General features: G+C 71.6%; 22 protein-coding genes. 11 read left to right on the plus strand and 11 right to left on the minus strand.

Going from position 1 to position 26781, the window contains the following annotated elements; genetic code table 11:
* Positions 1-120: 120 nt before the first annotated feature.
* Positions 121-2607 carry a DNA gyrase/topoisomerase IV subunit A gene (locus tag ACQXVK_RS06995; RefSeq protein WP_430853117.1) on the minus strand — a complete coding sequence of 829 codons (2487 nt, stop codon included), beginning with the start codon at positions 2605-2607 and terminating at the stop codon, positions 121-123.
* 26 nt (positions 2608-2633) lie between these two features.
* Here ACQXVK_RS06995 and ACQXVK_RS07000 point away from each other — a divergent pair, with 26 nt between their 5' ends.
* Positions 2634-3785 carry an alkaline phosphatase family protein gene (locus tag ACQXVK_RS07000; RefSeq protein WP_430853118.1) on the plus strand — a complete coding sequence of 384 codons (1152 nt, stop codon included), beginning with the start codon at positions 2634-2636 and terminating at the stop codon, positions 3783-3785.
* 47 nt (positions 3786-3832) lie between these two features.
* Here the strand turns inward: ACQXVK_RS07000 and sepH are convergent, their stop codons facing one another.
* Positions 3833-4858 carry a septation protein SepH gene (gene sepH, locus ACQXVK_RS07005; RefSeq protein ID WP_402262510.1) on the minus strand — a complete coding sequence of 342 codons (1026 nt, stop codon included), beginning with the start codon at positions 4856-4858 and terminating at the stop codon, positions 3833-3835.
* Between the two features lie 265 nt (positions 4859-5123).
* On the opposite strand from sepH, the gene ACQXVK_RS07010 reads away from it, so the two are divergent.
* Positions 5124-5423: a DUF4193 domain-containing protein gene (locus tag ACQXVK_RS07010; protein WP_031263038.1), complete on the plus strand. Its 300-nt coding sequence runs from the start codon at positions 5124-5126 to the stop codon at positions 5421-5423.
* Positions 5424-5727: 304 nt separating this feature from the next.
* Here the strand turns inward: ACQXVK_RS07010 and ACQXVK_RS07015 are convergent, their stop codons facing one another.
* Positions 5728-6159: a DUF3093 domain-containing protein gene (locus tag ACQXVK_RS07015; protein ID WP_022908066.1), complete on the minus strand. Its 432-nt coding sequence runs from the start codon at positions 6157-6159 to the stop codon at positions 5728-5730.
* A gap of 65 nt (positions 6160-6224) precedes the next feature.
* On the opposite strand from ACQXVK_RS07015, the gene dut reads away from it, so the two are divergent.
* The 5 genes from dut (at position 6225) to dxs (ending at position 13221) form a co-directional block, all read left to right on the plus strand.
* On the plus strand, positions 6225-6716 hold the full coding sequence (gene dut, locus ACQXVK_RS07020) for a dUTP diphosphatase (RefSeq protein ID WP_022908065.1): 492 nt from the start codon (positions 6225-6227) through the stop codon (positions 6714-6716).
* Positions 6713-7435 carry a DUF3710 domain-containing protein gene (locus ACQXVK_RS07025; RefSeq protein WP_022908064.1) on the plus strand — a complete coding sequence of 241 codons (723 nt, stop codon included), beginning with the start codon at positions 6713-6715 and terminating at the stop codon, positions 7433-7435. The genes dut and ACQXVK_RS07025 overlap by 4 nt, the downstream gene beginning before the upstream one ends.
* Before the next feature lie 31 nt (positions 7436-7466).
* The gene (locus ACQXVK_RS07030) at positions 7467-8219 is read left to right on the plus strand and encodes a DUF3159 domain-containing protein (RefSeq protein WP_022908063.1); all 753 of its coding nucleotides are present in this window, start codon (positions 7467-7469) and stop codon (positions 8217-8219) included.
* A gap of 129 nt (positions 8220-8348) precedes the next feature.
* Positions 8349-11165 (plus strand): aconitate hydratase AcnA, encoded by a 2817-nt coding sequence (gene acnA, locus ACQXVK_RS07035; protein ID WP_402262519.1) that lies wholly within the window; start codon positions 8349-8351, stop codon positions 11163-11165.
* A 109-nt stretch (positions 11166-11274) separates the two neighbouring features.
* The gene (dxs, locus tag ACQXVK_RS07040) at positions 11275-13221 is read left to right on the plus strand and encodes a 1-deoxy-D-xylulose-5-phosphate synthase (protein WP_430853119.1); all 1947 of its coding nucleotides are present in this window, start codon (positions 11275-11277) and stop codon (positions 13219-13221) included.
* 132 nt (positions 13222-13353) lie between these two features.
* Here dxs and ACQXVK_RS07045 read toward each other — a convergent pair whose 3' ends face one another.
* The 5 genes from ACQXVK_RS07045 to ACQXVK_RS07065 all read right to left on the minus strand — a co-directional run bounded on the left by ACQXVK_RS07045 (position 13354) and on the right by ACQXVK_RS07065 (position 19259).
* The gene (locus ACQXVK_RS07045; RefSeq protein ID WP_430853120.1) at positions 13354-13707 is read right to left on the minus strand and encodes a hypothetical protein; all 354 of its coding nucleotides are present in this window, start codon (positions 13705-13707) and stop codon (positions 13354-13356) included.
* 92 nt (positions 13708-13799) lie between these two features.
* The gene (locus tag ACQXVK_RS07050; RefSeq protein WP_430853121.1) at positions 13800-15938 is read right to left on the minus strand and encodes a 3-hydroxyacyl-CoA dehydrogenase NAD-binding domain-containing protein; all 2139 of its coding nucleotides are present in this window, start codon (positions 15936-15938) and stop codon (positions 13800-13802) included.
* 2 nt (positions 15939-15940) lie between these two features.
* Complete coding sequence (locus ACQXVK_RS07055) at positions 15941-17152, minus strand: thiolase family protein (protein WP_430853122.1); 1212 nt, start codon at positions 17150-17152, stop codon at positions 15941-15943.
* Positions 17153-17278: 126 nt separating this feature from the next.
* Positions 17279-18682, minus strand: coding sequence for an HRDC domain-containing protein (locus ACQXVK_RS07060; RefSeq protein WP_430853123.1), 1404 nt, complete (start codon positions 18680-18682; stop codon positions 17279-17281).
* Entirely contained in the window at positions 18675-19259 is a 585-nt protein-coding gene (locus ACQXVK_RS07065; RefSeq protein WP_022908053.1) for a DUF3000 domain-containing protein, read from the minus strand. The genes ACQXVK_RS07060 and ACQXVK_RS07065 overlap by 8 nt, the downstream gene beginning before the upstream one ends.
* A gap of 23 nt (positions 19260-19282) precedes the next feature.
* Between ACQXVK_RS07065 and ACQXVK_RS07070 the strand changes: the two genes are divergently transcribed.
* Positions 19283-20506, plus strand: a complete 1224-nt coding sequence (locus ACQXVK_RS07070) for an alpha/beta hydrolase family protein (RefSeq protein ID WP_430853124.1) — start codon at positions 19283-19285, stop codon at positions 20504-20506.
* Between the two features lie 22 nt (positions 20507-20528).
* Here ACQXVK_RS07070 and ACQXVK_RS07075 read toward each other — a convergent pair whose 3' ends face one another.
* Complete coding sequence (locus tag ACQXVK_RS07075) at positions 20529-20981, minus strand: SufE family protein (RefSeq protein ID WP_022908051.1); 453 nt, start codon at positions 20979-20981, stop codon at positions 20529-20531.
* Positions 20978-21883, minus strand: a complete 906-nt coding sequence (locus ACQXVK_RS07080) for a sulfurtransferase (protein ID WP_430853125.1) — start codon at positions 21881-21883, stop codon at positions 20978-20980. The genes ACQXVK_RS07075 and ACQXVK_RS07080 overlap by 4 nt, the downstream gene beginning before the upstream one ends.
* A 199-nt stretch (positions 21884-22082) precedes the next feature.
* On the opposite strand from ACQXVK_RS07080, the gene zapE reads away from it, so the two are divergent.
* The 3 genes from zapE (at position 22083) to ACQXVK_RS07095 (ending at position 25635) form a co-directional block, all read left to right on the plus strand.
* Positions 22083-23045, plus strand: a complete 963-nt coding sequence (gene zapE / locus ACQXVK_RS07085; RefSeq protein ID WP_430853431.1) for a cell division protein ZapE — start codon at positions 22083-22085, stop codon at positions 23043-23045.
* 271 nt (positions 23046-23316) lie between these two features.
* A complete protein-coding gene (locus ACQXVK_RS07090) occupies positions 23317-24591 on the plus strand; it encodes an ammonium transporter (RefSeq protein WP_022908048.1) in 1275 nt (424 codons plus the stop codon).
* A gap of 387 nt (positions 24592-24978) precedes the next feature.
* On the plus strand, positions 24979-25635 hold the full coding sequence (locus tag ACQXVK_RS07095; protein ID WP_430853126.1) for a tyrosine-protein phosphatase: 657 nt from the start codon (positions 24979-24981) through the stop codon (positions 25633-25635).
* Positions 25636-25761: 126 nt separating this feature from the next.
* Here the strand turns inward: ACQXVK_RS07095 and ACQXVK_RS07100 are convergent, their stop codons facing one another.
* Positions 25762-26733, minus strand: a complete 972-nt coding sequence (locus ACQXVK_RS07100) for an aldo/keto reductase (protein ID WP_022908046.1) — start codon at positions 26731-26733, stop codon at positions 25762-25764.
* Positions 26734-26781 lie beyond the last annotated feature (48 nt).

The raw sequence follows: 26781 nt of genomic DNA on the forward strand, positions 1-26781 counted from the left end.
GCGGGCGTGCTCACGCGCTGGGCGACAGCTCACGCGGCCGGAGCCCCGCGAACTGTCGCCCACCGCGAAAGGTCGCGGGCGACACGCGCGCGGCGAGCGTGCGCCGTGCGCCGCGCCGCCCTACGCCTCGCCGGCGGTCCCGTCGAGCGCCGCGGCGCTCCCGCCGATCGTGCCGATCACGGCGTCGAGTGGCGCCCCCGACCCGTCACGCTTCGACAGCCAGTCCGGCAGGGTCCGGGCAGCGCCGTCCGTCCCGACGGCGTGCGGGGGAGCGATGCCCGCCCACGCCACGGTCAGCCCGTCCTCGCCCTTGAGGAACGCGTGCGCCCGCACACCCTGGGTCGCACGGCCCTTCGCCGGGAACTCCGACAGGGCCGAGACCTTCGCGCGCCCGGTGTCCGTGCCGGGCAGCGCCGAGGAGGACGCCGAGACGGTGGCGACCACGGCGTCGTCGGAGCGTGCGACGGACCCGAACCAGATCACCGAGGCGCCGGCGGCGAGTGCGACGCCGGCGACCCCACCGGCGGGGAGCCCCTGCGCGCGGACGCCCGAGGCCGGGAACCGCAGGAGCTGCGCGTTGGACGTGATGAACACGAGGTCGTCGGACTCCGGCGCCTGGGCGGCACCGACGACCGCGTCGCCCGGCTTCAAACCGATCGCGGGGAAGTCCGGCTTGTCCGGCCATGCCCCGGGGACGACCCGCTTCACGACGCCCTGCACGGTGCCGATCGCGAGGGAGTCCGACGAGGCTCCGGACAGGTCGACGAGCGCGACGACGGTCTCGCCGCGGGCGATGCCGAGGAAGTCCGTCACCCGGACCCCGGCGTCGAGCCGGACCGCGGCGGGCGGCACAGCGGGGACATCGACGGGCGAGAGCCGGATCACGCGGCCGGTCGAGGTGAGGGCACCGACCTGACCGCGGACCGAGCTGACCACCGACGACAGGACCGCGTCGTGCTTGGACCGCTTCGGCACTCGGACGATGCCGAGCTCGGAGGTCGGGATGTCGACGCGGATGAGTCGCCCGGTGGTCGAGAGCAGCACGCGGCACGGGGCGTCGGCGATCTGCAGCGACTCGGGGTCGACCGCGGCCTTGCGCCCACCCTTGACCGGGGCGTCGGCCTCGGTGAGGAGGGTCCGGCGCGGTGTGGCGAACCGGTCCGACACCTCGGTGAGCTCGAGCGCCACCTGGGCGCGCAGTCGCTCGTCGGAGGCCAGGAGTTCCTCGAGCGCGGCGATGTCGGCGAGCAGCTGGTCGCGCTCGCCCTCGAGCTCGAGGCGCGAGAACTTCGTCAGCCGGCGGAGCCGGAGCTCGAGGATGTACTCGGCCTGCACCTCGGACAGGTCGAAGACGGTCTGCAGTCGGGACCGCGCTGCCTCGGAGTCGTCCGAGGAGCGGATGACCTCGATGACCTCGTCGATGTCGAGGATCGCGACGAGCAGGCCCTCGACGAGGTGCAGGCGTTCGCGACGACGCGCCAGCCGGTACTCGGACCGGCGGGTGACGACCGACAGACGGTGCTGCACGTACACGTCGAGCAGCTCGCGCAGCCCGAGGGTGCGCGGCGACCCGCCGACGAGGGCGACGTTGTTGATGCCGAAGCCGTCCTCGAGCGGGGTGTGCTTGTACAGCTGCTCGAGCACGGCGGTCGGGTTGAAGCCGCTCTTGATGCCGATGACGAGTCGCAGCCCGTGGTTGCGGTCGGTCAGGTCGTTCACGTCGGAGATGCCGACGAGCTTCTTCGACTGGACCCCGTCCTTGATCTTCTCGATCACGCGCTCCGGGCCGACCAGGTAGGGGAGCTCGGTGACGACGAGCCCGACCTTGCGCGGCGTCAGGTTCTCGACGCTCACCTTCGCGCGCGTCCGGAACGAGCCGCGGCCGCTGGCGTAGGCGTCCCGCACGCCGGACAGTCCGACGATGGTGCCGCCGGACGGCAGGTCGGGACCGGGGACGAACTCCATCAGCTCGTCGAGGGTGGCCTGCGGGTGCATGAGGAGGTGCTTCGCCGCCTCGACGACCTCGCCGAGGTTGTGCGGCGCCATGTTCGTCGCCATGCCGACCGCGATGCCCGACGCGCCGTTGACGAGCAGGTTCGGGAACGCCGCCGGCAGCACGCCGGGCTGCATGATCTGGTTGTCGTAGTTCGGGACGAAGTCGACGACGTCCTCGCCGAGGCCCTCGGTCATGGCCATCGACGGTTCGGCCAGCCGGGCCTCGGTGTAGCGGGCGGCGGCGGGGCCGTCGTCGAGCGAGCCGAAGTTGCCGTGGCCGTCGACGAGCGGCACGCGCATCGTGAACGGCTGCGCCATGCGCACGAGGGCGTCGTAGATCGCGCCGTCGCCGTGCGGGTGCAGCTTGCCCATCACCTCGCCGGTGACGCGGGCGCTCTTCACGTGGCCGCGGTCGGGACGCAGTCCCATCTCGGCCATCTGGTAGAGGATGCGCCGCTGCACGGGCTTCAGGCCGTCGCGTGCGTCGGGGAGCGCCCGTGAGTAGATGACGGAGTACGCGTACTCGAGGAAGGAGCCCTGCATCTCCTCGGAGACGTCGACGTCCTCGATGCGTTCACCGTCGGGCAGGCCGACTGCTTCCGTGCGTGCCATGGCACCCTTCTGCGAGACTGGGGGAGATGGGAACAAGCGTACCGACGGCCCCCGACGCCACCGCGAACCTCGCCGACGTCTTCCCGAGTTGCCTCGTCGCGCTCGGCGCTGCGGACGACGCGTGGTTGCGTGCCACCGGACGGGAGGCGCGGATCACCCTCCGCCCCGCCCGTTCCGCGATCGTCGTGCTGGTCGACGGCCTCGGTGCCGGCGCGCTGGCCGCGCGCGCCGGGCACGCCCGCTGGCTCGCCGCCGGCAAGAAACGGCTGCGCAGCGGCTTCCCGACGACGACGGCGGCCGCGCTGAGCACGCTGACCACCGGTCGGTCGCCAGGCACGCACGGTGTGGTCGGGTACAGCGGCTGGAACCCCGACACCGAGCGCGTGATGAACCTGCTGAGCGGGTGGGACGACGAGGTGCCGGCCGGCTGGTTCCTCGCGAGCACCCTGTTCTCCGAGGCGCCGGCGCTCGGCGTCGACCCCGTGGTCGTCGGCCCGGCACGGTACCGCTCGTCGGGGATGACGGCGAACGTCCTCGGCGGCGCCCGCTACGCCCCGGCGGACTCGATCGCCCAGCGCGTCGACGCGGCCCTCGCCGAGACCGCCGCGGGGAGGTCCCTGGTGTACCTCTACGTCCCGGAGCTCGACTCGATCGGGCACAAGCACGGCTGGGAGTCGGATCGGTGGACGGCGGCGCTCGAGCTCCTCGACGGTGAGCTCGCCCGGCTCGAGCAGCGCGCCGCGGCCGACGTGGGGATCGTCGTGACCGCCGACCACGGGGTGCTCGACGTCCCCGAGCACCAGAACGTCGCGATCGACCCGCTGCTGCTGACCGACATCGTCGGGGTGGCCGGCGACCCACGCTGCCGGCAGTTCACGGTGGCGCCGGGCACCGACGTGCGGTCGCTCGTCGGGCAGTTCCGTGCGCGCTACGGCAAGAAGGCGTACGTCGCCAGCCGCGACGAGGCGATCGCCGCCGGCTGGTTCGGTGCGGTGTCGGACGAGGTCGTGCCGCGCATCGGGGACGTCGTGCTCGTCGCCCGCGGGTCGTGGGCGTTCAACGACGACCGTGCCCTGCGTGCCGGCGAGTCACCGAAGCGCATGATCGGCCAGCACGGGGCGATGACCGACGAGGAGACCATGGTGCCGCTGCGGCTCGCCGGGGCGTTCGCGCAGTAGCGGAGCGGGCCGCACCCGACACCGGAGCCGGGGCGGCTCCGTGCCGATCAGGCGGGGTCGTCGTCCGGCCGCGTGCCGAAGACGATCTCATCCCAGCTCGGCATCGACCGGCGGTTCCGCTTCTTGCGGTCGACCCGGCCACCCTCGGCCTCGGGTGCCGACGCGGGTCGGGCGTCCGGCTGCGGCGCGGTGTCGGACGAGTCCTCGAACCCCTGCAGCGGGATGTCGACGACGCTGATCGAGGTCCGGCGCCCGTCGTCCTGCGGCTGCTCGCCGAAGGCCGCCGCCTCGCGCTCGCCCCGACGGCGTCGGAGCGCCTCGAGGAGGTCGGCGGTCTCGTTGCCCGGGGCGCGTTCCTCGACGGCGGCACCGATCCGGGGGAGCGGCGCGCGCAGGGGACGGTCCTGGACGTCGGGGTTCGTGACGTCCTCGTCGGGCTCGTCGACGCGGAAGGCCCCGGAGTCGAACCGCGTGCCGTCGGTGTCCTGGTGGTCGTTCTCGACCGCACGGAGGCGCGGCGCGATGCCCTCGTCCTCGGTGTGCGACAGCCGGTGGGCGTCGCCGTTGTCCGGCGTCAGCGTCGACGTCTTCGGGTCGAACCGCCACTGGGCGTCGTGCTCGACCTCGGCGGCGGTGTAGTGCACGCGCACCTGCCAGCCGCTCTCGACGTGCTTCCACGAGCCCCAGGCGATCCCGGTCGCCTCGCCGGCCTCGAGCTTGGCGGTGATCGCCTCGCCGAAGGTGTCGGGGGACTCGTCGTCCACCGGCGTCACCGGGACGCGGTGCGCGGCGTCGAGGATGAAGGCACGCTCGGCGAGCACGGGGCCCTCGAAGCGCCGCACGTACTCGACGTCGACGTCGAGCGCCGCGGCGACCTCGGCCGCGTCCGCACCGCCGCGGATCCGGGCCTGCACGTCCTTGGGGGAGACGCGCTTGTGCGGGCCGGACTCGGGGTTCGCCTGCCGGACCTGACCGGTCAGCGACGAGGTGACGGGCAGACGGAACTCGGTCCCGCCGTCGGTGGCCAGCAGGAGTGCGCCGGACTCCACCCCGATGACTCTCACGTCTTGCATGGTTCCGCCTTCCGAGCGTCGCGTACGGTCGTGCCTCGTACCCCGTGAGTATGCAGCCGTCCGGACCCGATCCGGCGGAGGCGCACGGGCGTGCCGTGGACTGCCGTGCGAGCGTTTCCGGACAGCGGGAATGGACGGACGGGTACACGGGTTGCAGCGCCAGAACGACCCGCCGGAACACTCGGTTTGCGCTCTGGCGAGACGTGGTGCAAACTGTCGCCGCCGATCACCGGCGACGACCTCTCGATACGAGAAATGGATGGGCATGGCCACCGATTACGACGCCCCCCGGAAGACCGACGACAACTCCGACTCGGAGTCGATCGAGGCCCTCAAGGAGCGCGTTCCCGACAAGATGTCGGGGGTCGTCGACGATGATTCCGACAACCCCGGCAGCTTCGAGCTCGCCGGACAGGACCTCAGCGACGTCGACCTCGACGTCGTCGTGCTCCCGCCCCAGGTCGACGAGTTCACCTGCGTCGAGTGCTTCCTCGTGAAGCACCGCTCGCAGCTCGACCACGAGTCGAAGCTCGGCCCGGTCTGCGCGGAGTGCGCGGCGCTCTAGGGAACGCTCGAACACGAACGGCCCGTCACCTGCTGCGGTGACGGGCCGTCGTCGTTCGCCGAGGCGGACAGGAGGCGCGGGGCGGGCTCGAACCGCGCCTCCCGTCCGTCGCGTGGTGCCGGTCCTTCCCAGACCGCGCGCGATGGGAAGCGGGATCGGGCGTACCTGGTCAGAAGTTCCGGGCAGGTACGCCCGGAACGGGCAGGTACGCCCGGAATCGGCAGGTACGCCCGGAACGGGCAGGTACGCCCGGAATCGGCAGGTACGCCCGGAACGGGCAGGTACGCCCGGAACGAGGTCGGACTCAGGAACGCAGGGCTGCCACGACCGCCGACGGGTTGCGGACGCTGACGAGCCAGTAGGGCGTCGGGTCCGCCGGGTCCTCCACCTCGACCTTGACCACCCCGCGGACGTAGCCGCGGAAGAGCGTCCAGGCGCGCGCGTCGAGCGCCGGCCCGCGCTGTGTGGTGGCCTCGGCGCCCTCGTAGCCCTCGACCGCACCGACGAGCGCGCGCGGCAGGTGTGCGCGCCCGGCGCGGAACTCGGTCTCGGTGACCTCGATCGTCGGGGCGAGGACCCAGAGCAGCACGAGCACGCCGAGGTACATGCCGATCGCCACGAGGATGCCCGCGAGCACGCTGATCGGCAGGAACACGAGGAGGCTGGCGGGGATGACGAGCGCCGTCGCCAGGTAGAGGACGGGCGGAGCCCACAGTCGTTCGCGGTACAGGGTCACGACACCATTCGACCACGACTGACACCAGGTCACGGAACGGTCACGGTCTGCACTACCCTCGACACGTGACCGAACCAGTCGACGTGCTCTGGACCGGGGAGAACGCTCCCGGATACGCCCATCCCGGTGACGCCGGCGCGGACCTCGTCTCGACCGAGGCGTTCGTCCTGCAGCCCGGCGAACGCCGGCTCGTGGGCACGGGCCTCCGCATCGCGCTCCCGGACGGCTACGCCGCCTTCGTCGTGCCGCGCAGCGGTCTCGCCGCGAAGCACGGCATCACGATCGTGAACGCGCCGGGCACCGTCGACGCCGGGTACCGCGGCGAGGTCAAGGTCGCGCTGCTCAACACCGACCAGGCCGCCGCGCACGAGGTGCACGTCGGCGACCGCATCGCCCAGATGATCGTCATGCCGGTGCCGCGCGTGTCGTTCACCCGCGTCGACGAGCTGCCCGACAGCGTCCGCGGCCAGGGTGGGTTCGGTTCGTCGGGCTACGGTGACCGGAGCGGTGCCGTCAGCGGCACCGCCGACGATGTTCAGGAAGGAACGCGCGCATGAAGTTCGGCCGACGCAAGCGTGACGAGGTCGAGGTGGCGGACGCCGTCGCCGACGAGGTCGAGGTGGCCGACACGACGCCGGAGGTCGACATCGCGACCGACGCCGACGCCGACCTCGACGAGGTCGACGCGGTCGCCCCGACCGACAAGTCCGCCCCCGACGACCGTGCTGAGAGCGGCCCGCACGACGAGACCGAGGCGAACCTGGTCCGTCCGTACGTCGACCTGGGCGGCGTGAAGGTCCTGCCGCGTGAGGGGCTCCACCTCCGGCTCGAGGTCGAGGAGGGCTCGCAGCGCGTCGTCGCGGTCGGGCTCGACTACGACGAGTCCACACTGCAGGTGCAGCCGTTCGCCGCACCCCGGTCCACGGGCCTGTGGCACGAGATCCGCGGGCAGATCGCGGACCAGATCGAGCGCCAGGGCGGCGTCGTGACCGAGGTCGACGGTCCGTTCGGCCCCGAGCTCCGTGCCCAGGTCCCGGTCGTCTCCGACGGCACGGGCGTCACCGACGGGGCCCGCCCCGCGCGGTTCATCGGCGTCGACGGCCCGCGCTGGTTCCTGCGTGGCGTGATCGCCGGCAAGGCCGCCGAGCAGCCCGACGACGCGGCCGAGATCGAGGACCTGTTCCGCAGCGTCGTCGTGGTCCGCGGGACCACGCCGATGCCGCCGCGCGACCTCATCCCGCTGCACATGCCGAAATCGACGCAGTCGGCGATCTGACCGCAGTCGGCGATCTGACCCAGGAGGCACGGTGCCGGACCACGACGACACCACCCGTCCCGACGCGGACGCGCCCGACGCGCTGCCCTCGTTCAGTGAGCAGATGCGCGCCGCCGTCGCGAACACGGGACTCGGCAAGGTCGCTCCCGGCGAGGCGCCGTCCGGGCACGCCCTCGTCGCGGCGATCGGTGGCGTCCGGGGGCTCGTCGAGTCCGTGCTGCCGGGCCTGGCGTTCCTCGTCGTGTACGCGATCACGAAGCAGGTCGTCCCGAGCGTCCTGATCCCGGTCGCGATCGGCGTCGTGTTCGTGGTGCTCCGACTGCTGCAGCGCCAGTCCCTCGTGATGAGCCTTGCCGGGATCCTCGGCGTCGCGATCTCGGCGGGCCTCGCGCTCATCACCGGCCGGGCCGAGAGCAACTTCATCCCCGGCATCGTCATCAACGCGGTGTGGCTCGTCGGGCTGCTCGTCTCGCTGGCGATCCGGCAGCCGCTCATCGGCGTGGTCGTCGGGTTCCTGCTGCCCCCGAACGAGGACGGCAGCCACCAGGACTGGCGCCGCGACCCCGCGAAGCGCCGGGTGCTCACGGTGGCCACCTGGCTCTGGGTCGGGCTCTTCGCGATCCGGCTCCTCATCGAGGTGCCGCTGTACCTGACCGCGCAGGTCGAACTGCTCGCCGGCATCAAGCTCATCACGGGCGTCCCGCTCTACGCCGCGCTGCTCTGGGTCACCTGGTTGCTCGTCCGGACGGTCTTCAGGCGTCAGGGCGACCCCGCCGCGGTGTAGAGTTGTCTCGACATCGAGACATTTCCCCGCGGCCCTTCCCGGGCTGGCGGGTTTAGGTTTGCCTTGCTGGTGGGACGCTTCGCGCCCCGCTTGGATGGGGGCACACCGATCAACCAGGGAGGCGGCACAGTGGCTGCAGTCAACAGCTTCGGCTCGAAGGACACGCTGTCGGTTGGGGGTGTCGACTACGCGATCCACCGGATCGACACGGTGCCCGGGCACGAGAAGCTCCCGTACAGCCTGAAGGTGCTGCTCGAGAACCTCCTCCGCACCGAGGACGGCAAGAACGTCACCGAGGACCAGATCCGCGCGCTCGGGTCGTGGCAGCCCGACGCCGAGCCGGACACCGAGATCCAGTTCTCGCCGGCCCGCGTGGTCATGCAGGACTTCACGGGCGTCCCGTGCATCGTCGATCTCGCCACCATGCGCGAGGCGATGGCCGAGATCGGCGGGGACCCGAACAAGATCAACCCGCTGTCGCCGGCCGAGATGGTCATCGACCACTCCGTCATCGCCGACCTCTTCGGTCGCGAGGACGCGCTGCAGCGCAACACCGACCTCGAGTACGAGCGCAACGGGGAGCGCTACCAGTTCCTCCGCTGGGGCCAGACGGCGTTCGAGGACTTCAAGGTCGTCCCGCCGGGCACCGGCATCGTGCACCAGGTCAACATCGAGTACCTGGCGAAGGTCACCTACACGCGTGACTTCGACGGCGAGACCTACGCGTACCCGGACACCCTCGTCGGCACCGACTCGCACACCACCATGGTGAACGGCCTGGGCGTGCTCGGCTGGGGCGTCGGTGGCATCGAGGCCGAGGCGGCCATGCTCGGCCAGCCCGTGTCGATGCTCATCCCGAAGGTCGTCGGCTTCAAGCTGTCCGGATCGATCCCGGCCGGGGTGACCGCGACCGACGTGGTGCTCACCATCACGCAGGAGCTCCGCAAGCACGGCGTCGTCGGCAAGTTCGTCGAGTTCTACGGCGAGGGCGTCGGCGAGGTTCCGCTCGCGAACCGTGCCACCATCGGCAACATGTCGCCGGAGTTCGGCTCCACGGCGGCGATGTTCCCGGTCGACGGCGTCACGCTCGACTACCTGCGCCTGACCGGCCGCTCCGAGGACCAGATCGCCCTCGTCGAGGCGTACGCGAAGACCCAGGGCCTCTGGCACGACCCGTCCGTCGAGCCGAACTACTCCGAGTACATGGAGCTCGACCTGTCGACGGTCGTCCCGTCGATCTCCGGCCCGAAGCGTCCGCAGGACCGCATCGAGCTGTCGAAGGCGAAGACGCAGTTCGAGGTCGACCTCGGCAACTACACGTCGCCGAGTGAGCAGACCGACCTCGACGACGCGGTCGAGGAGACCTTCCCGGCATCCGACCCGATCGCCGCGGGGTCGACCAACGAGGACACGAACCTGCACGAGCACGTGCACGTCTCGAGCGCCCCGTCGACGGCATCGCAGCCGACGAAGGTCGCGATGGACGGTGCCGACCCGTTCACGATCGACCACGGTGCGGTCGCGATCGCCGCGATCACCTCGTGCACGAACACCTCGAACCCGTCGGTCATGATGGCCGCCGGCATCCTCGCCCGGAACGCCGCGAAGAAGGGCCTCACCGCGAAGCCCTGGGTCAAGACCACCCTCGCGCCGGGGTCGAAGGTCGTCACCGACTACTACGAGAAGGCCGGTCTCACGACTTACCTCGAGCAGCTCGGCTTCTACACGGTCGGCTACGGCTGCACCACCTGCATCGGCAACTCGGGTCCCCTGCCGGAGGAGATCTCGCAGGCCGTGCAGGACAACGACCTCGCCGTCACCGCGGTGCTCTCCGGCAACCGCAACTTCGAGGGGCGCATCAACCCCGACGTGAAGATGAACTACCTGGCGTCCCCGCCGCTGGTCATCGCGTACGCCCTCGCCGGGTCGATGCACTTCGACTTCGACAAGGACGCCCTCGGGCAGGACCAGGACGGCAAGGACGTCTTCCTGCAGGACATCTGGCCCGACGCGGTCGAGGTGCAGCAGGTCATCGACGCGTCGATCGACACCGAGATGTTCACTCACGAGTACGGCTCCGTGTTCGAGGGCGACGACCGCTGGAAGAACCTGCCGACCCCGACCGGCGACACGTTCGAGTGGGACACCGAGTCGACCTACGTGCGGAAGCCCCCGTACTTCGAGGGCATGACCATGCAGCCCGACGCGGTGTCGGACATCTCCGGCGCGCGGGTGCTCGCGAAGCTCGGTGACTCGGTCACGACCGACCACATCTCGCCGGCCGGCTCGATCAAGGCCGACAGCCCGGCGGGCAAGTACCTCGCCGAGCACGGCGTCGACCGCAAGGACTTCAACTCCTACGGCTCGCGTCGCGGCAACCACGAGGTCATGATCCGCGGCACGTTCGCGAACATCCGCCTCCGCAACCAGCTCCTCGACGGCGTGGAGGGCGGGTACACCCGCGACTTCACGACGCCGGACGGTGCGCAGTCGTTCATCTACGACGCCTCGCAGCACTACCAGGAGCAGGGCATCCCGCTCGTCATCTTCGGCGGCAAGGAGTACGGCTCCGGTTCGTCCCGCGACTGGGCGGCGAAGGGCACGAACCTGCTCGGCGTCCGCGCGGTCATCACCGAGAGCTTCGAGCGCATCCACCGCTCGAACCTCATCGGCATGGGCGTCGTCCCGCTGCAGTTCCCGGCCGGCGAGTCCGTCGAGTCCCTCGGGCTCGACGGCACCGAGGTCGTCTCGATCTCCGGCCTGACCGAGCTGAACGAGGGCCGCACGCCCAAGACGGTGCACGTCACGGCTGCGCCGAGCGAGCACTCGCCCGCCGGCAAGGAGACGATCGAGTTCGACGCGGTCGTCCGCATCGACACCCCCGGTGAGGCGGACTACTACCGCAACGGCGGCATCCTGCAGTACGTGCTCCGCTCGCTCGTCTGACGCGACACGGATACGGCCTGGAGGCGCGGTGCCAGCTGGCACCGCGCCTCCAGTCCGTTCCGTCCCCACGCGCATAGAGTGGGCCGACAGCCCCACGAAAGGAGCGCCCGTGACCCTGCTCTCGAGCATCACGTCGCCGCGCGACCTGAAGCGTCTCTCCGACGCGCAGATGACGGACCTCGCCGCCGAGATCCGACGCTTCCTCGTCGCCGAGGTCGCGAAGACCGGCGGCCACCTCGGCCCGAACCTCGGTGTCGTCGAACTCACGCTCGCCATGCACCGTGTGTTCGACTCGCCGCACGACCCGTTCGTGTTCGACACCGGCCACCAGTCCTACGTGCACAAGCTCGTCACCGGGCGGCAGGACTTCTCGCGGCTGCGCGAGCGGGGCGGACTGGCCGGCTACCCGCAGCGGCGCGAGTCGGAGCACGACATCGTGGAGTCCTCGCACGCGTCGTCGTCGCTGTCCTGGGCGGACGGCATCTCCCGTGCCTTCGTCCAGACCGGCCAGGCCGACCGGACCGTGGTCGCGGTCGTCGGCGACGGTGCGCTCACCGGCGGGATGACGTGGGAAGCCCTCAACAACATCTCCGACGGCAACGACCGTCGGCTCGTCATCGTCGTCAACGACAACGGGCGCTCCTACGCGCCGACCATCGGCGGCATGGCGCGGTTCCTCAGTTCCGTCCGGACGCGTCGCGAGTACCGGGCCCTGTTCGAGAAGTCGCAGGCCGCCGCCGCACGGTTCGGGGCACCGGGACGGGCGCTCTACCGCGGGATGCGTGGCGGGCTGCACGGGTTCCTCTCGCGGTTCACGAACAACGAGGCGCTCTACTCGAACCTCGACATCAAGTACATCGGCCCGGTGAACGGGCACGACCAGCGCGCGATGGAAGCCGCCCTCCGGCAGGCGAAGGAGTACGGCGCGCCGACGATCGTGCACGCGATCACCGAGAAGGGCTACGGGTTCGAGCCGGCCCTGCGCGACCAGGCCGACCAGTTCCACGCGGTCGGGCACATCGACCCGGAGACGGGGGAGTCGCTCGACGTCTCGTCGGGGCCCTCGTGGACGTCGGTGTTCGCGTCGACCCTGGCCGAGGTCGGCGCGTCGGACGAGAAGATCGTGGCGATCACCGCGGCGATGCTGCGCCCCACCGGGCTGCACCTCTTCCAGGAGCAGCACCCCTCGCGGGTGATCGACGTCGGCATCGCCGAGCAGCACGCCGTGACGACCGCGGCCGGACTCGCGTTCGGTGGTCTGCACCCCGTCGTCGCGCTGTACGCCACGTTCCTCAACCGGGCGTTCGACCAGGTGCTCATGGACGTTGCGCTGCACCGTGCCGGGGTGACCTTCGTCCTCGACCGTGCGGGCATCACGGGGCCGGACGGTCCCTCGCACCACGGCATGTGGGACCTCGCGCTGCTGCAGGTGGTCCCCGGCATCCGGATCGCCGCGCCCCGGGACGCCGCGACCCTGCGCGAGGAGTTCCGCGAGGCCGTCGCCGTCGACGACGCGCCCACCGTGCTCCGCTGGTCGAAGGGCCAGGTCGGGCCGGACATCCCCGCGATCCGCCGGTTCGACGACGGGGTGGACCTGCTGCGGTCGCTGTCGTCCGACCAGGAACCCGACGTGCTGTTCGTCGCGGTCGGGTCGATGGTGCCGGTGGCGCTCGACGCCGCGGCGCTGCTCGAGTCCCAGGGCATCGGGGTCACGGTCGTCGACCCGCGGTGGGTGGTGCCGATCCCGGCGTCGCTCATCGACCTCTCGCGCGAGCACCGGCTCGTGATCACGATCGAGGACGGGGTGCGGGTCGGCGGGGTCGGCACGCGCCTGCGCCAGGACCTCCGGGCCGCGGGGGTCGACACCGGGGTGAACGAGCTCGGGTTGCCCGACGAGTTCATCGACCACGCGTCGCGGTCGCAGATCCTCGAGGACGTGGGACTCACGGCGCAGGCGATCGCCCGCGACGTCATCGACCAGGTCGTCGGGACGAAGCTGCCGCAGGCGAAGCCGGCGCGCTCGGAGTCGCGCTCCCGGGAGTCCGCCGACCGCTGAGCGGCGCCGGCGGTGCGGGCGCGCGATGCACGGCGCGGCGGGTGGAACCACGAATGCGACATCGAACCGGGCGGATCGACGAGTTCGATGTCGCATTCGTGGTTCGATCCGAAGCACGGCGGCCCGGCGGGGTCAGCGCGCGGGCGGCCCGGCGGCCGCGGCCACGAGCTCGCGCAGGATCGCGCGGGCCATCGGCGTCACCCAGAGGACCTGGCCGTAGGACAGGCCGTCGCGACCCTCGCGGATGATCTCCACGCGCGAGGACGACGGTCCCTCGCGCGAGAACGTCATGACGATGTTCTCGGCGCGGAGCGCGAACGAGGTCCGGCGGCCGATGACGGCCCCGTCCGGTCGGACCTCCATCGCCGCGGCGCCCGGGACGGCGTGCACGGCGCGGTCGAGGAGTTCCGGGACGTCGGCGAGCGGTACCGGCAAGACGACGCTGGGGTGCCCGGACGTGCGCGGTGCCCACCACTCCTGTCCCATGCCTGCACGCTACGCCGGGTGGAACCACGAAACCGACGTCGAACCGGGCGCTCGGCCTGGTTCGACGTCGGTTCGGTGGTTCGACGCCGGGCTCAGCGCGACGCGGGCCCGACGATCAGCGGCTCGTGGAAGGCGCCGCCGAAGACCCGCTCGGACGCGCCGGAGCGGTCGAGGTAGGGGCTGATGCCACCGGCCTGGAACGGGTACCCCGCGCCGAGGATGAGCCCGAGGTCGATCTCCTCGACGTGCTGGACGACCTCGTCCTCGAGCATGCGGTGCAGCTCGTCGGCGAGGGCGTCCTCGAAGCGCCGCTGCATCTCGGCCGCGTCCACCGGGTGGGCGTCCCGCTTCGACGGTGCGACGAGCTTCACGGCCGCTGGGTCGTACCCGGTCGCGGAGCCCTTCTTGTCGCGGGTGAGGATGTGCCCGAACTCCGCGATCTTCTTCAGCCCGTCACCGGGGTAGAAGCGCTCCGGCCAGGCGGCGTGGTGCGAGTCGAGCACGTGCGCACCGACCGGCAGCCCGACGAGTTCGAGCAGCTCGAACGGCGACATCGGCAGGCCGAGCGGCGCGGCACCCTGGGCGACGACCTCGAACGAGGTGCCCTCCTCGACACCGCGCATCGCCTCGCCGAGGACCCGGGCGAGCACCCGGTTCACGACGAAGCCGGGCTGGTCGGCCGTGATGATCGCGGTCTTCTTGAGGGTCTTCGCGACCGCGAGGGCCGTGGCCAGCGTCTCGTCGGACGTGGCCTCGGTTCGGACGACCTCGAGCAGCGGCATCACGGCCACCGGGTTGAAGAAGTGGAAGCCGACCAGCCGGGACGGGTCGGACAGCACGGAGCCCATCTCGGAGACCGAGAGCGAGGACGTGTTCGTCGCGAGGATCGCGTCGGGCGAGACGACCTGCTCGATCTTCCGGAAGACCTCCTGCTTGACGCCCATCTCCTCGAAGACGGCCTCGATGACCCAGTCGGCGTCGGCGAAGGCGTCGTACGAGACCGACCCGGACACGAGTGCCTTGATGCGGTTCGCGTCGTCGGGGGAGACCCGGCCCTTGTCGAGCAGCGTGTCGACCTCGCCGCGGATCCGGGCCACGCCGGCGTCGACGCGCGCCTGGTCGACGTCGGTGATCACGACGGGGACGCCGAGGCGACGGGCGAACAGCAGCGCGAACTGCGACGCCATGAGTCCGGCGCCGAGGACACCGACCTTCGTGACCGGGCGCGGCGAGACGTCCGTCGGGGCGCCCACCGGCTTCTTCGCGCGCTTCTGCACGAGGTCGAACGCGTACATCGACGCGGCGAACTGGTCGCCGGAGATGAGGTCGGCGAGGGCGTCGTCCTCGTCGGCGAACCGGTCGTCGAGCGATCCGGACTTCGCCGCGGCCACGAGGTCGAGGGCGCGGAACGGTGACTTCGGCACGGTGCCGATCTTCGACGCGACCTGCGACCGGGCGACCTTGACGACGGTGCCCCACGCGGCCTTCTCGAGCATGCCCGGCTCGTTCTTCCGCACGACCTTCGTGCGACCGGACACGACGCCGTCGGCCCACGCGACCGCGGACGGCAGGAACGTGACCGATGGGATGAGCGCGTCGCCGATGCCGAGTTCGACCGCAGCCGGCCCGTCCATCAGGCGGTTGTTCTTGAGCGGGTTCTCGACGATGACGCGGAGCGCCTTCTCGGGTCCGATCAGGCGGGGGAGCAGGGTCGCACCGCCCCAGCCCGGGATGATGCCGAGGAAGACCTCGGGCAGCCCGATGCCCTGCGCGGCCGAGGAGAACACCCGGTAGGTGCAGTGCAGCCCGATCTCGAGACCGCCGCCGAGCGCGATCCCGTTGATGAACGCGAACGACGGCACGCCGAGGTCCGAGAGCTTCCGGAGCGTGGCGTGCCCGAGGGCCGCGAGGTCGTGGGCGACCTCGCGCGACGGCACCGAGGCCGCCTGGGACAGGTCGGCGCCGGCGGCGAAGCAGTACTCCTTGCCGGTGATCGCCACGGCCTGGACCGTGCCGGCCGACGCCTCGGTGCGGAGCGTGTCGAGCACCCCGGACAGCTCGTACAGGGTGCGCGGCCCGAGCGTCGACGGACGCTTGTAGTCCTTGCCGTTGTCGAGCGTGATGAGCGCGAGCGTGCCGCCGGACGGCAGCGGGACGTGCTTCAGGTACGAGTGCGTGACGACCTCGTCCTCGCTGAGGGCCAGGAGTCGGTCGTTGTCGACGATGGTCATGCTCAGGCCGCCTTCCGTGCCGCGGACTTGCTGAAGTTCGGGTTCTCCCAGATCACGGTGCCGCCCTGTCCGAGGCCGATGCACATCGTCGTGATGCCGTACCGGACGTCGGGTCGCTCGGCGAACTGCGCCGCCAGCTGGGTCATCAGGCGGACGCCGCTCGACGCGAGCGGGTGTCCGACGGCGATCGCGCCGCCCCACGCGTTCACGTTCGTCGAGTCCTGGGCGATGCCGTAGTTGTCGAGGAACGCGAGCACCTGGACCGCGAAGGCCTCGTTGATCTCGAACAGCCCGATGTCGTCGATGGACAGGCCGGCCTTCGACAGGGCCTTGTCGGTCGCGGGGACCGGGCCGATGCCCATCACCTCGGGGTCGACTCCGGCGAACGCGAACGAGACCATGCGCATCTTGGTGGGCAGGCCGTGCTGCTTCGCCGCGTCGGCCGACGCGATGAGGCTCATCGTGGCGCCGTCGTTGAGTCCCGCCGCGTTGCCCGCGGTGACCCGTCCGTGCGGCCGGAACGGCGTCTTCAGGGCGGCGAGGGCCTCGAGCGTGGTGCCGGGGCGGGGCGGCTCGTCGCTCGAGACGATGTCCCAGCCCGCACCCGTGTTCACCTCGATGGGGACGAGGTCCGGCTGCAGCTTGCCCGCGGCCCAGGCGGCGGCGTAGCGCTGCTGGGACTGGACGGCGAAGGCGTCCGTGCGGTCCTTGGTGATCGCCGGGAAGCGGTCGTGCAGGCGCTCGGCGGTCTTGCCCATCACCAGGGCGTCGCCGTTGACCATGCGTTCCGCGACGAAGCGCGGGTTCGGGTCGGAGTTGAACCCCATCGGGTGGCGCCCCATGTGCTCGACACCGCCGGCGATGGCGACGTCCGCAGCGCCGAACGCGATGGCGCCGGCGAGCGTCGTGACGCTCGTCATGGCACCGGCGCACATGCGGTCGATCGCGTACCCGGGGACGGTCTTCGGGAGCCCCGCGAGCATCCCCACGGTCCGGCCCAGGGTGAGCCCCTGGTCGCCCTGCTGCGTGGTGGCGGCCACGGCGACGTCGTCCACCGCGGCCCCGTCCAGCGAGGCGTTCCGGTCGAGGAGTCCGCGCATCGCGTGCACCGCGAGGTCGTCGGCGCGGGTCTTCCAGAACACCCCCTTCTCCCCGGCTCGTCCGAACGGTGTCCGAACTCCGTCGACGAAGACGACGTCTGCTGCCTTTGGCAATCTGGGCCTCCAGATCCTCGTTGATCAGGCCGGGCGCGTCCCGCCCCGCCCGGCCGGGTCCGACCCGGCGTGCACCTGCGACGCTATGCCCCGAGCCTGGGCGGACGCATGCCCGTTGGGCCGTTCCTACGACTCGGTGTTGCTCTCAGCAGCAGGCTCCTGTGCAGCAGCGACAAAGGCGTGCGCGATGATCGACGCCGTCTCCTCGACCTGCCAGGGGCGCGCGTCGTGCGCGGCGAGCACGGCACCGACCGTCTCGGTGGCGATCGGGGCGGGCGGCTCCCACGACACGGTGCGCAGGGTGTCCGGCGTGAGGAGGTTCTCGACGGGCAGGTCGAGCTCCTCGGCGCGCTGCACCACCGCGGCACGGGCGGCCTTGTAGCGGCGGTCGGCGGCCGGGTTGCGGTCGGCCCAGGCGCGGGGCGGCGGCAGTGTGGCCTCGCCGGTGCCGCGGAGCCTCGGGAGGTCCTCGGTCGTCCGGCCGTCCTCGACGGCGGCCCACCACCGGTCGAGCTCCGAGCGGGACGCGCGACCCGTGAAGGCCTTGACTCCGCTCAGTTCGCCCTTCGAGGCCGGGTTCGCGGCGGCGGCGGCCACGATCGCGGAGTCCGGGATGGTGCGCCCGGGGGCGATGTCGGTCTCGCGGGCGTAGGCGTCTCGTGCCGTCCACAGGGCCCGGGCGATCGCGAGGGCCCTGGTACCGCGCAGGGCGTGCATGCCGGACAGGCGGCGCCACGGCTCGGCCTTCGGCGGCTTCGGCGCGCGCGTCAGGACGGCGGCGAACTCCTCCTCGGCGATGCGGGACTTGCCGGCCTCCTCGAGCGTCGCCGCGAGGGCGTCCCGGAGGTCGGGGAGCAGCTCGACGTCGAGGGCCGCGTAGACGAGCCACGACTGCGGCAGCGGCCGGGTCGACCAGTCGGCGGCCGAGTGGGCCTTCGCGAGCGTGATGCCGAGCAGCTGCTCCACGACGGCGCCGAGGCCGACCCGCGGGAACCCGGCGATGCGGGCGCCGAGCTCGGTGTCGAAGATCCGGGTCGGGACGAGACCGACCTCCTGCAGGCAGGGGAGGTCCTGCGAGGCGGCGTGGAAGAGCCACTCCTCGTCGACGATGGCGTCCTGCAGCTCGGAGAAGTCGCCGATCGGGATCGGGTCGAACAGGAACGCGCCGGCACCGCGGCGGAACACCTGGATGAGGTACGCCCGCTGGGAGTACCGGTAGCCGCTCGCGCGTTCGGCGTCGACCGCGACGGGACCGTGTCCCGCGGCGATGGCGGCCACCGCGTCGAGGTACTCCTCGCGCGTCGCGATCACGTGGACCGCGTCGTGCGACGCCTCGAACGCCGGCGACGCAGCGCCCGCCGACGACGCGGCCGGCGACGACGCGGCCGGGGACGACGCGCCCGCCGACGACGCGGCCGGGGACGACGCGCCCGCCGACGACGCGGCCGGGGACGACGCGCCCGCCGACGACGCGGCCGGGGACGCAGCGGTCGGTGACACCGGACCGCCCGGAGATGCAGGGTCAGTCACGTGCGAGCCTCCTCGGGGCCAACAGGGTCACGCCGTCCGACGCCGGGGGCAGACCGGCGAGCATCGCCACGATCTCCTCCCAGGCCTCGACGTGCGCGGTGAGGTCGTCGCCGCGCGGGGTCCACGAGGCACGCAGCTCGAGCTGCGCCCCGTCGCCCTGCGCCGCGAGGTCGCCGTAGCCGCGGGAGATGATCTTGGTCGCCGTGCCCGACGCGTGGTCGTAGGTCGCACCGTGCGCCGCGAGTGCGTCCACCAGCCAGCTCCACGTCACGTCGGCGACGAACTCGTCGACGCCGATCTCGGGTTCGAGCGGTGCCTGGGCGAACGTCACGATCCGGAACGCCCCGCCCCAGCCCTCCGGCTCGTCGGGGTCGTGGAGCGCGATGAACCGGCCGGTGCCGAGGTCGGAGTCGATGCCGTGCGTCGCACCCGAGACGTCCGCCGCGAGGGCGATCGAGAAGGGCGCGATGCGCGACGGAGAGGGGATCTCGGTGACGGTCGTCTCGGCACGCGCGCCGCCGGACGCCACGAACGCACGGAGCCGGGCGAAGGCGTCGGGCTCTCGGGTTTCGGACACGAATGCAGACTAGGCTCCGGACCATGTCCCGATCAGCGCGACCCGCCGAGGACGTCGTCCAGGGGGCCGCTCGGTCGGCCGGTCTCGTCGCCGTGGGTGCGGGGGTCGCGGCGGCCGTCGTCGGCACCGCGGTGGTCGGCGGGTTCGTCGCCGGCATCGCCCGCATGGTCGTCACGCCGGACCGCAAGCGCACCGAGCGCGTCCCGATCCACGCCGTGGACACCGTCAGCCGGACCGTGACGCTCGAGCGCACCGCCGACACCGAACTGCAGGGCCGCTACAGCCTCTGGTTCGGCGGCGGCACCGGGCACATGCGCGTCGGCGAGGTCCTCGGCACGACCGACACGACCGTCACCCGCCGCATCATCGCGATCGACGCCGGTGACCCCACGGCCGCCCGTCGTGGGCGCTGGGGCGGCTGGTTCTACCTGACGCCCGGCGAGCTCGACGTCCCGGTCGAGGACGTCGACGTCCCGACCCCGAACGGTCCCGCGCCGGCCTGGGTGATCCGCGCCGACGACCCCGACGCGCCCTGGGCCGTCCTCGTGCACGGCCGTGGCGTGACCCGCGCCGAGACGATCCGCGCGGTGCCGGTCTTCCGGGCGGCGGGGTACTCCGTGGTGCTGGCGAGCTGGCGGAACGACGGCGTCGCCCCCCGCAGCGTCGACGGCCGCTACGGGCTCGGCAGCACCGAGTGGGAGGACATCGACGCGGTCCTCCGCTGGCTGTCCGGGCGCGGCGCGACGAGCGTGGTCCTGATGGGCTGGTCGATGGGCGGCGCGGTCGTGCTGCAGACGCTGGTGCGATCGGCGTTCGCGGACCTCGTCGACGGCGTCGTGCTCGAGTCGCCGGTCGTCGACTGGCACGCGGTGCTCAAGGCGCAGAGCCAGCTGCTCCGCCTGCCGCGGCCGGTCCGGAAGGTCGCCGAGCGGCTCCTCCGAACGCCGGTCCTGCACCGCCTGACCGGCCTCGCGCAGCCGGTCGACCTGCGGCAGCTCGACATGGTCGCGCGTGCAGACGAACTGCACGTCCCGATCCTGCTCATGCACAGCGACGACGACGGGTTCGTGCCGTCGTCCGCGTCGCACGCCCTCGCCGAGGCGCGTCCGGACATCGTGCGGCTCGAGGTCCAGACCACCGCCCGGCACACGAAGCTCTGGAACCACGACGCCGACTGGTTCGACGCCCGGATCCTCGCGTGGCTGACCGAGGTGGTCCAGCGCGACGGCGCGGCCAGCGCGCGGTAGACGCATCCACGGACGGACGGGTCTAGGAGACCGCAGCCTGCGCCTGCACCTGCCGCTGCACCCGGCCGAGCATCCCGACCATGCCGCGGATCCGCAGCGGGCTGACCGCCTCGCTCAGCCCGATCGTCAGCGGGTAGTCCGCCGGCACGGCGAGCACCTGCTCCGCCGTCAGCCCGGACAGCCCCTGCGCGAGGATCGAGGCGAAGCCGCGCGTGGTCGGTGCCTCGCGCGGGGCTGTGGCGTGCATCCGGACGATGCCGGGCGCGTCGCCGTCCTCGCCCACGGTGACCGTGATGAAGACGGGGGACTGGCACTCCTCGACGCGTTCGAGCTCGTCCTCGTGTCCCTGCAGGCGCTCGGGCAGCGCCGGGAGCTCGTTCGAGAACTCGAGGAGCAGCTGCAGGCGGTCCTGCTGGGAGAGTTCGAGGAAGTCGTCGCGGATCTCGGCGAGGGACTGGGGGAGTGCGTCGGTCATCGGTCGGCGATGGTACCCGGTTCGGTGCCGACGGCGATCGGGACGCGGACGGCGCTGCCCCACTCGGTCCACGAGCCGTCGTAGTTGCGGACGTTCTCGTAGCCGAGCAGGTGCTGCAGGACGAACCAGGTGTGGCTCGAGCGCTCACCGATCCGGCAGTAGGCGATGACCTCGTCGGCGTCGCCGATGCCGGCGCCGTCGCGGTAGATCGCGTCGAGCTCGTCGCGGCTCTTGAAGGTGCCGTCCGGCGCGGCGGCGGTGGCCCACGGGATGTTCACGGCCGTGGGGACGTGCCCGGCGCGGAGCGCGCCCTCTTCCGGGTAGTCCGGCGCCGTGGTGCGCTCGCCCGAGTACTCCGGCGCGCTGCGGACGTCGATCAGCGGCTTGCCGAGGTGGGCGAGCACGTCGTCCTTGTAGGCGCGGATCTCGGTGTCGACCCGTTCGACGACGGGGTACTCGACCGGCGTCACGACGGTCTGGTCGGTCGTGAGCGCACGGTCCTCGGCGATCCACTTCGCCCGGCCGCCGTCGAGCAGGCGAACGTCCTCGTGGCCGAACAGCGAGAAGACCCAGAGCGCGTACGCGGCCCACCAGTTGTTCTTGTCGCCGTAGACCACGACGGTGGTCTCGCGGCCGATGCCCTTGCTGCCGAGCAGGCGGGCGAACGCCTCGCCGTCGATGTAGTCGCGGAGCACCGGGTCGTTGAGGTCGGTGTGCCAGTCGATCTTCACCGCACCGGGGACGTGCCCGGTCTCGTAGAGCAGGACGTCCTCGTCGGACTCGACCACGACCAGGTCGGGGGTGACAGCGTCCAGCTGTTCCTGCAGCCACTCGGTGGAGACGAGCCGCTCCGGGTGGGCGTAGGCGGTGAACTTCTCGGACGGGTCGACCGGTGCGGTCATGGTGGGGTCCCTCCTGGGGGCTGTCGACGGATCGAGCGAGGCGACACCGGACTAGGATCGGTCGTCGGTGCCTGCTGGCAACGGTACGCGGACGTGCCGTTCGCCTCCTGCAACGTGACACCGCACGACATGCTTCCCGGAAGGCCACTCCTTGCCCGAACACCTCGTCGACCGCGACCCGCAGGTGACCCCGCAGCAGATGGCTGCGGCACTCGTCCCGCCGCCCCAGTTCCGGGACGCGTCGTTCGCCTCGTACCGGCCGGACGCGGACTACCCGTCGCAGGCGTCGGTCCGGGACGCGGTCGAGGCGTTCGTGACGGCCGGCGGCGGCGGGGCAGCGCCGCGACGGGGACTGTTCGGGCGGCGCCGCGCGCCGTCGTCGGACACGACCGCGAAGTCCGGCGTCTACCTCGACGGCGGGTTCGGCGTCGGGAAGACCCACCTGCTCGCCGCCGCCTACCACGCCGCCACCGGCCGGAAGACGTTCGGCACCTTCATCGAGTACACCGCGCTCGTCGGCGCCCTCGGGTTCCAGGGGACCGTCGACCTGCTCCGGGGCACGGCACTGGTGTGCATCGACGAGTTCGAGCTCGACGACCCCGGTGACACGATGGTGATGACGCGGCTCATCAAGGAGCTGAGCGAGACCGGCACCCGCTTCGCCGCCACGTCGAACACGCCGCCGGGGGCGCTCGGCGAGGGACGCTTCGCGGCGCAGGACTTCCTGCGCGAGATCCAGGCGATGTCGGACCGGTTCGACACCATGCGCATCGACGGCCTCGACTTCCGCCGGCGCGCGGTGGACGAGTCGGCCGGGGTGGTCGCCGACGTCGCCGAGGCACTGCCGAGCGGGCACGTCACGCTCGACGACTTCCGCGCCGTGGTCGCGCACCTCGCATCGGTCCACCCGTCGAAGTACGTCGCGATGGTCGACGACCTCGACGCCGTCGGCCTCACCGACGTCCAGCCGTTCACCGACCAGACCGACGCGCTCCGCTGGGTCGCGCTCGTCGACCGGCTGTACGACGCGCAGGTCCGGATCGTCGCGTCCGGCACCCCGCTCGACCGGGTGTACCCGGACACCATGCTCGACGGCGGCTACCGCAAGAAGTACCTGCGGGCGGCGAGCCGCGTCGTGGCGCTCACCCGCGCCGTCGACTGACGCGCCTGCCGGGCGCGACGGCCCGCTGTCCCGCCGAACCGCGCCTCCCGACCCGGATGCGCGACGGCTGTCGGACACCGTCCGGACGGACCGGGGGAACTCGTGGCCCCCGTCCAGGGGACTGATCGGGGGACGAAACACGACGTTTACACGGGGGGCGATCGCGTTACACCCACGAAACACTTCGTGCTCCAGCGCGAAACGTCGCCTCGCCAGACTCGGTGACACCCGACGCGGACCAAGAGCCGCTGGTGCAATCGAGAGGTGAACAATGCTTGATCAGGGCCAAACCGGCTTCCTGCTGATCATGGCGGCACTCGTGCTGTTCATGACACCGGGCCTGGCGTTCTTCTACGGCGGTCTGGTGAAGGCCAAGTCCGTCATCAGCATGATGATGATGTCCTTCGGGGCGATCGCCCTCGTGGCGGTGCTCTGGGTCCTGTACGGCTACGCGATCGCCTTCGCGAACACCGGTGACCACACGGCCGTCTCCGGCGTCGTCGGGTTCTTCAGCATCGACTGGAACCTGATCGGCCTCGGCCAGGCGTTCGAGCAGGCGCGGTCCAGCGCCGACGACGTCGCCTACCCGACGATGGCGTTCGTCGGCTTCCAGGCGACCTTCGCGATCATCACGGTCGCCCTCATCTCCGGTGCGATCGCCGACCGTGCCAAGTTCGGCGCGTGGATGGTCTTCGCCGGCGTCTGGGTCACGGTCGTCTACTTCCCGGTCGCCTCGTGGGTCTTCAACCTCACCTCGGGCTGGGCGCCGGTCTGGGGCGTCATCGACTTCGCCGGTGGCACCGCGGTGCACATCAACGCCGGTGCCGCGGGCCTCGCTCTGGCGCTCGTCCTCGGCAAGCGCGTCGGCTTCGCCAAGGGTGCGCACAAGCCGCACAACCCGCCCTTCGTCCTCCTCGGTGCCGCGATCCTGTGGTTCGGCTGGTTCGGCTTCAACGCCGGGTCCGAGGGTGCCGCCGACGGCATCGCCGCGATCGCCTGGGTCAACACCCTCGCCGCACCGGCCGCCGCGATCCTCGGCTGGCTGCTCGTCGAGAAGCTCAAGGACGGCAAGGCCACCTCGGTCGGTGCCGCATCGGGTGCCGTCACCGGTCTCGTCGCCATCACCCCGGCGTGCGCCGCGCTCACCCCGGGCTGGGGCATCCTGCTCGGCTTCCTCGCGGGCATCGTCTGCTGCTTCGCGATCGACTGGAAGTACCGCCTCGGCTTCGACGACTCGCTCGACGTGGTCGGCGTCCACCTGGTCGGCGGCATCTTCGGCACGCTGTACCTCGGCTTCTTCGCCAACGACACCGGTCTGATCTACTCGGGCTCGTTCGCGCAGCTCGGCAAGCAGGCCGCTGCCGCCGGTGCCGTCGGGGTCTACTCCTTCGTCCTCGCCTTCGTGATCGGCTGGATCATCGAGAAGACCATGGGCTTCCGCGTGAAGACCGAGGACGAGGTCGCCGGCATCGACACCGCGGTCCACGGCGAAGAGGGCTACGTCCTCTACGAGGAGCGCGACGAGACCCCGGTCTCCGTCCGGTAGCACCAGGCACACCCGCACGACGGGCCCCGCGCAGGCAGCAGCGCGGGGCCCGTCGTCGTGTGCGGGGTGGCGCGCGTGGGGGCGGGGCGGGGCGCGGGGTGCGCGGGGGACGCGGGGGATGGGCGTGGGCGGATTCGGAACGACATGGTCGTTGTCGTACGACGTCGACGATGTCGTCTGGCCGCGTGCGCAACGGCTGGCGTGTGCAACGAACGACAACCCCGATGTCGTACGACGTCGACGATGTCGTCGGGCCGCGTGCGCAACAGTTGGCGTGTGCAAGGAACGACAACCCCGATGTCGTACGACGTCGACGATGTCGCTTCGCGTCGACGCACGGCGGGGCAGTACCGCCCGCCCAGGCTCCGCGTCCGGCAGAGTGGGGGCATGACGACGACGTCGAACACGCTGACCAACCTCCGCGAGGTCGGGGGCCCCGGGCTCCAGGACGGCCGCCGGCGCACGGTGTACCGGTCGAACACCGAGCCGGTCGAACCCGAGGCCTACCCGACGGGCCTCGCCGCGGTGATCGACCTGCGCCGAGACGACGAGCGGGAGGCGGTCCCGCACCCGCTCGCCGCGACCCCCGTGTACCGGTCGGTGCCGCTCTTCGACCCAGCCTCGGCGATCGAGTCCGCCGCCGAGGCCGTCCAGCTCGAGGACCAGTACACCGACTGGCTCGACCGGCACCGGTCGGGCATCGCCGCCGCGCTCCGGACGATCGCCGCCACGGACGGCGACGTGCTCGTGTGCTGTGCCGCCGGGAAGGACCGCACGGGGATCGTGAGCGCGCTGCTCGCCCGGCACTGGGGCGCGGGGACGGACGTCGTCGGCGAGGACTACGCGGCCAGCGCTGCCGGCCTGGTCGACCGGTTCGCGGCGGAGCGCGCCGCGAGCACCGACCCCGAGGCAACGGCCATCGGCCACCGCTGCGTACCCGAGATCATGACGACGGTGATCGCGCGCCTCGAGGAGCGCTGGGGCTCGGTGGACGGGTACCTCCGCGGCATCGGGCTGCGGGACGAGGAGATCGCCACGCTCTGACCGGTGGTTGCGCGCGCCACTCGGGTCCGGCTCTGGACGTGCGGATGACGGGAGGCGCGGTGCGGGTCGGACCCGCACCGCGCCTCCCGTCAGGGGTCGCGTCAGCGACGTGGTGGTGTCAGCGCGTCACCAGGCGTAGTCCTCCGGCGAGGTCTTGTGCCCCGGGAAGATCTCGTCGAGCCGGTCGAGGGCACGCTGGTCGAGGCGGATGTCGACGGCGCGGACCGCGGACTCCCACTGCTCCATGGTGCGAGGGCCGGTGATCGGCGCGGTGACACCGGGCTGGTGCAGCAGCCACGCGAGGGCGAGCTCGCCCGGGGTGTGCCCGAGCTCCTTGGCGAAGGACTCGTAGGCGGTGAGCTGGTCGCGGTGGCCCTCGACGTACTCGGCACTGCGGCCGGAGAGTCGGCGGGAGCCGTTCTCGGTCTTCTCGATCACGCCGCCGAGCAGACCGCCCTGCAGCGGCGACCACGGGATGACGCCGAGGCCGTACTCGCGCGCCGCCGGCAGGACCTCGCGCTCGATGTCGCGCACCACGAGGTTGTAGATCGACTGCTCGCTGACGAGTCCGAGGGTGTTCCGGCGCTGGGCGGCCTCCTGCGCCTGGGCGATGTGCCACCCGGCGAAGTTGGACGAGCCGACGTAGAGCACCTTGCCCTGCTGCACGGCGACGTCGATCGCCTGCCAGATCTCGTCCCACGGCGTCGCGCGGTCGACGTGGTGGAACTGGTACAGGTCGATGTGGTCCGTCTGGAGGCGCTGCAGGCTCGCGTCGAGGGCCTGGCGGATGTTGTACGCGCTGAGCTTCCCGCCGTTCGGCCAGTCGATCATGTCGCCGTAGACCTTCGTCGCGAGGACGGTCTTCTCGCGACGGCCGCCGCCCTTGGCGAACCATCGGCCGATGATCTCCTCGGTGGCGCCCTTGCCCACCGAGCCGCCGTAGCCGTTCGCGGTGTCGAAGAAGTTGACGCCGAGCTCGTGGGCCCGGTCCATGATGGCGTGCGAGTCGTCCTCGCTGGTCTCCGGGCCGAAGTTCATGGTCCCGAGCACCGCTCGTGAGACCGACAACCCTGTACGGCCGAGGTGTGTGTAGTCCATGCCCCCGGTCTACGCGATCGACGGCGGGTGTGGCAGGCCCTGGGAGTA

This window comes from Curtobacterium sp. AB451, from assembly GCF_050585845.1.
Classification (GTDB): domain Bacteria; phylum Actinomycetota; class Actinomycetes; order Actinomycetales; family Microbacteriaceae; genus Curtobacterium.

Bases quoted from the DNA above. Each gene is read 5' to 3' on its own strand.
- ACQXVK_RS07100 (WP_022908046.1), bottom strand. From the start codon at position 26,733: ATGGACTACACACACCTCGGCCGTACAGGGTTGTCGGTCTCACGAGCG.
- ACQXVK_RS07070 (WP_430853124.1), top strand. From the start codon at position 19,283: ATGTCCCGATCAGCGCGACCCGCCGAGGACGTCGTCCAGGGGGCCGCT.
- ACQXVK_RS07080 (WP_430853125.1), bottom strand. From the start codon at position 21,883: ATGACCGCACCGGTCGACCCGTCCGAGAAGTTCACCGCCTACGCCCAC.
- zapE (WP_430853431.1), top strand. From the start codon at position 22,083: ATGGCTGCGGCACTCGTCCCGCCGCCCCAGTTCCGGGACGCGTCGTTC.
- ACQXVK_RS07025 (WP_022908064.1), top strand. From the start codon at position 6,713: ATGAAGTTCGGCCGACGCAAGCGTGACGAGGTCGAGGTGGCGGACGCC.
- ACQXVK_RS07045 (WP_430853120.1), bottom strand. From the start codon at position 13,707: ATGGGACAGGAGTGGTGGGCACCGCGCACGTCCGGGCACCCCAGCGTC.
- ACQXVK_RS07095 (WP_430853126.1), top strand. From the start codon at position 24,979: ATGACGACGACGTCGAACACGCTGACCAACCTCCGCGAGGTCGGGGGC.
- sepH (WP_402262510.1), bottom strand. From the start codon at position 4,858: ATGCAAGACGTGAGAGTCATCGGGGTGGAGTCCGGCGCACTCCTGCTG.
- ACQXVK_RS07000 (WP_430853118.1), top strand. From the start codon at position 2,634: ATGGGAACAAGCGTACCGACGGCCCCCGACGCCACCGCGAACCTCGCC.
- ACQXVK_RS06995 (WP_430853117.1), bottom strand. From the start codon at position 2,607: ATGGCACGCACGGAAGCAGTCGGCCTGCCCGACGGTGAACGCATCGAG.
- ACQXVK_RS07010 (WP_031263038.1), top strand. From the start codon at position 5,124: ATGGCCACCGATTACGACGCCCCCCGGAAGACCGACGACAACTCCGAC.
- ACQXVK_RS07075 (WP_022908051.1), bottom strand. From the start codon at position 20,981: ATGACCGACGCACTCCCCCAGTCCCTCGCCGAGATCCGCGACGACTTC.
- ACQXVK_RS07050 (WP_430853121.1), bottom strand. From the start codon at position 15,938: ATGACCATCGTCGACAACGACCGACTCCTGGCCCTCAGCGAGGACGAG.
- ACQXVK_RS07090 (WP_022908048.1), top strand. From the start codon at position 23,317: ATGCTTGATCAGGGCCAAACCGGCTTCCTGCTGATCATGGCGGCACTC.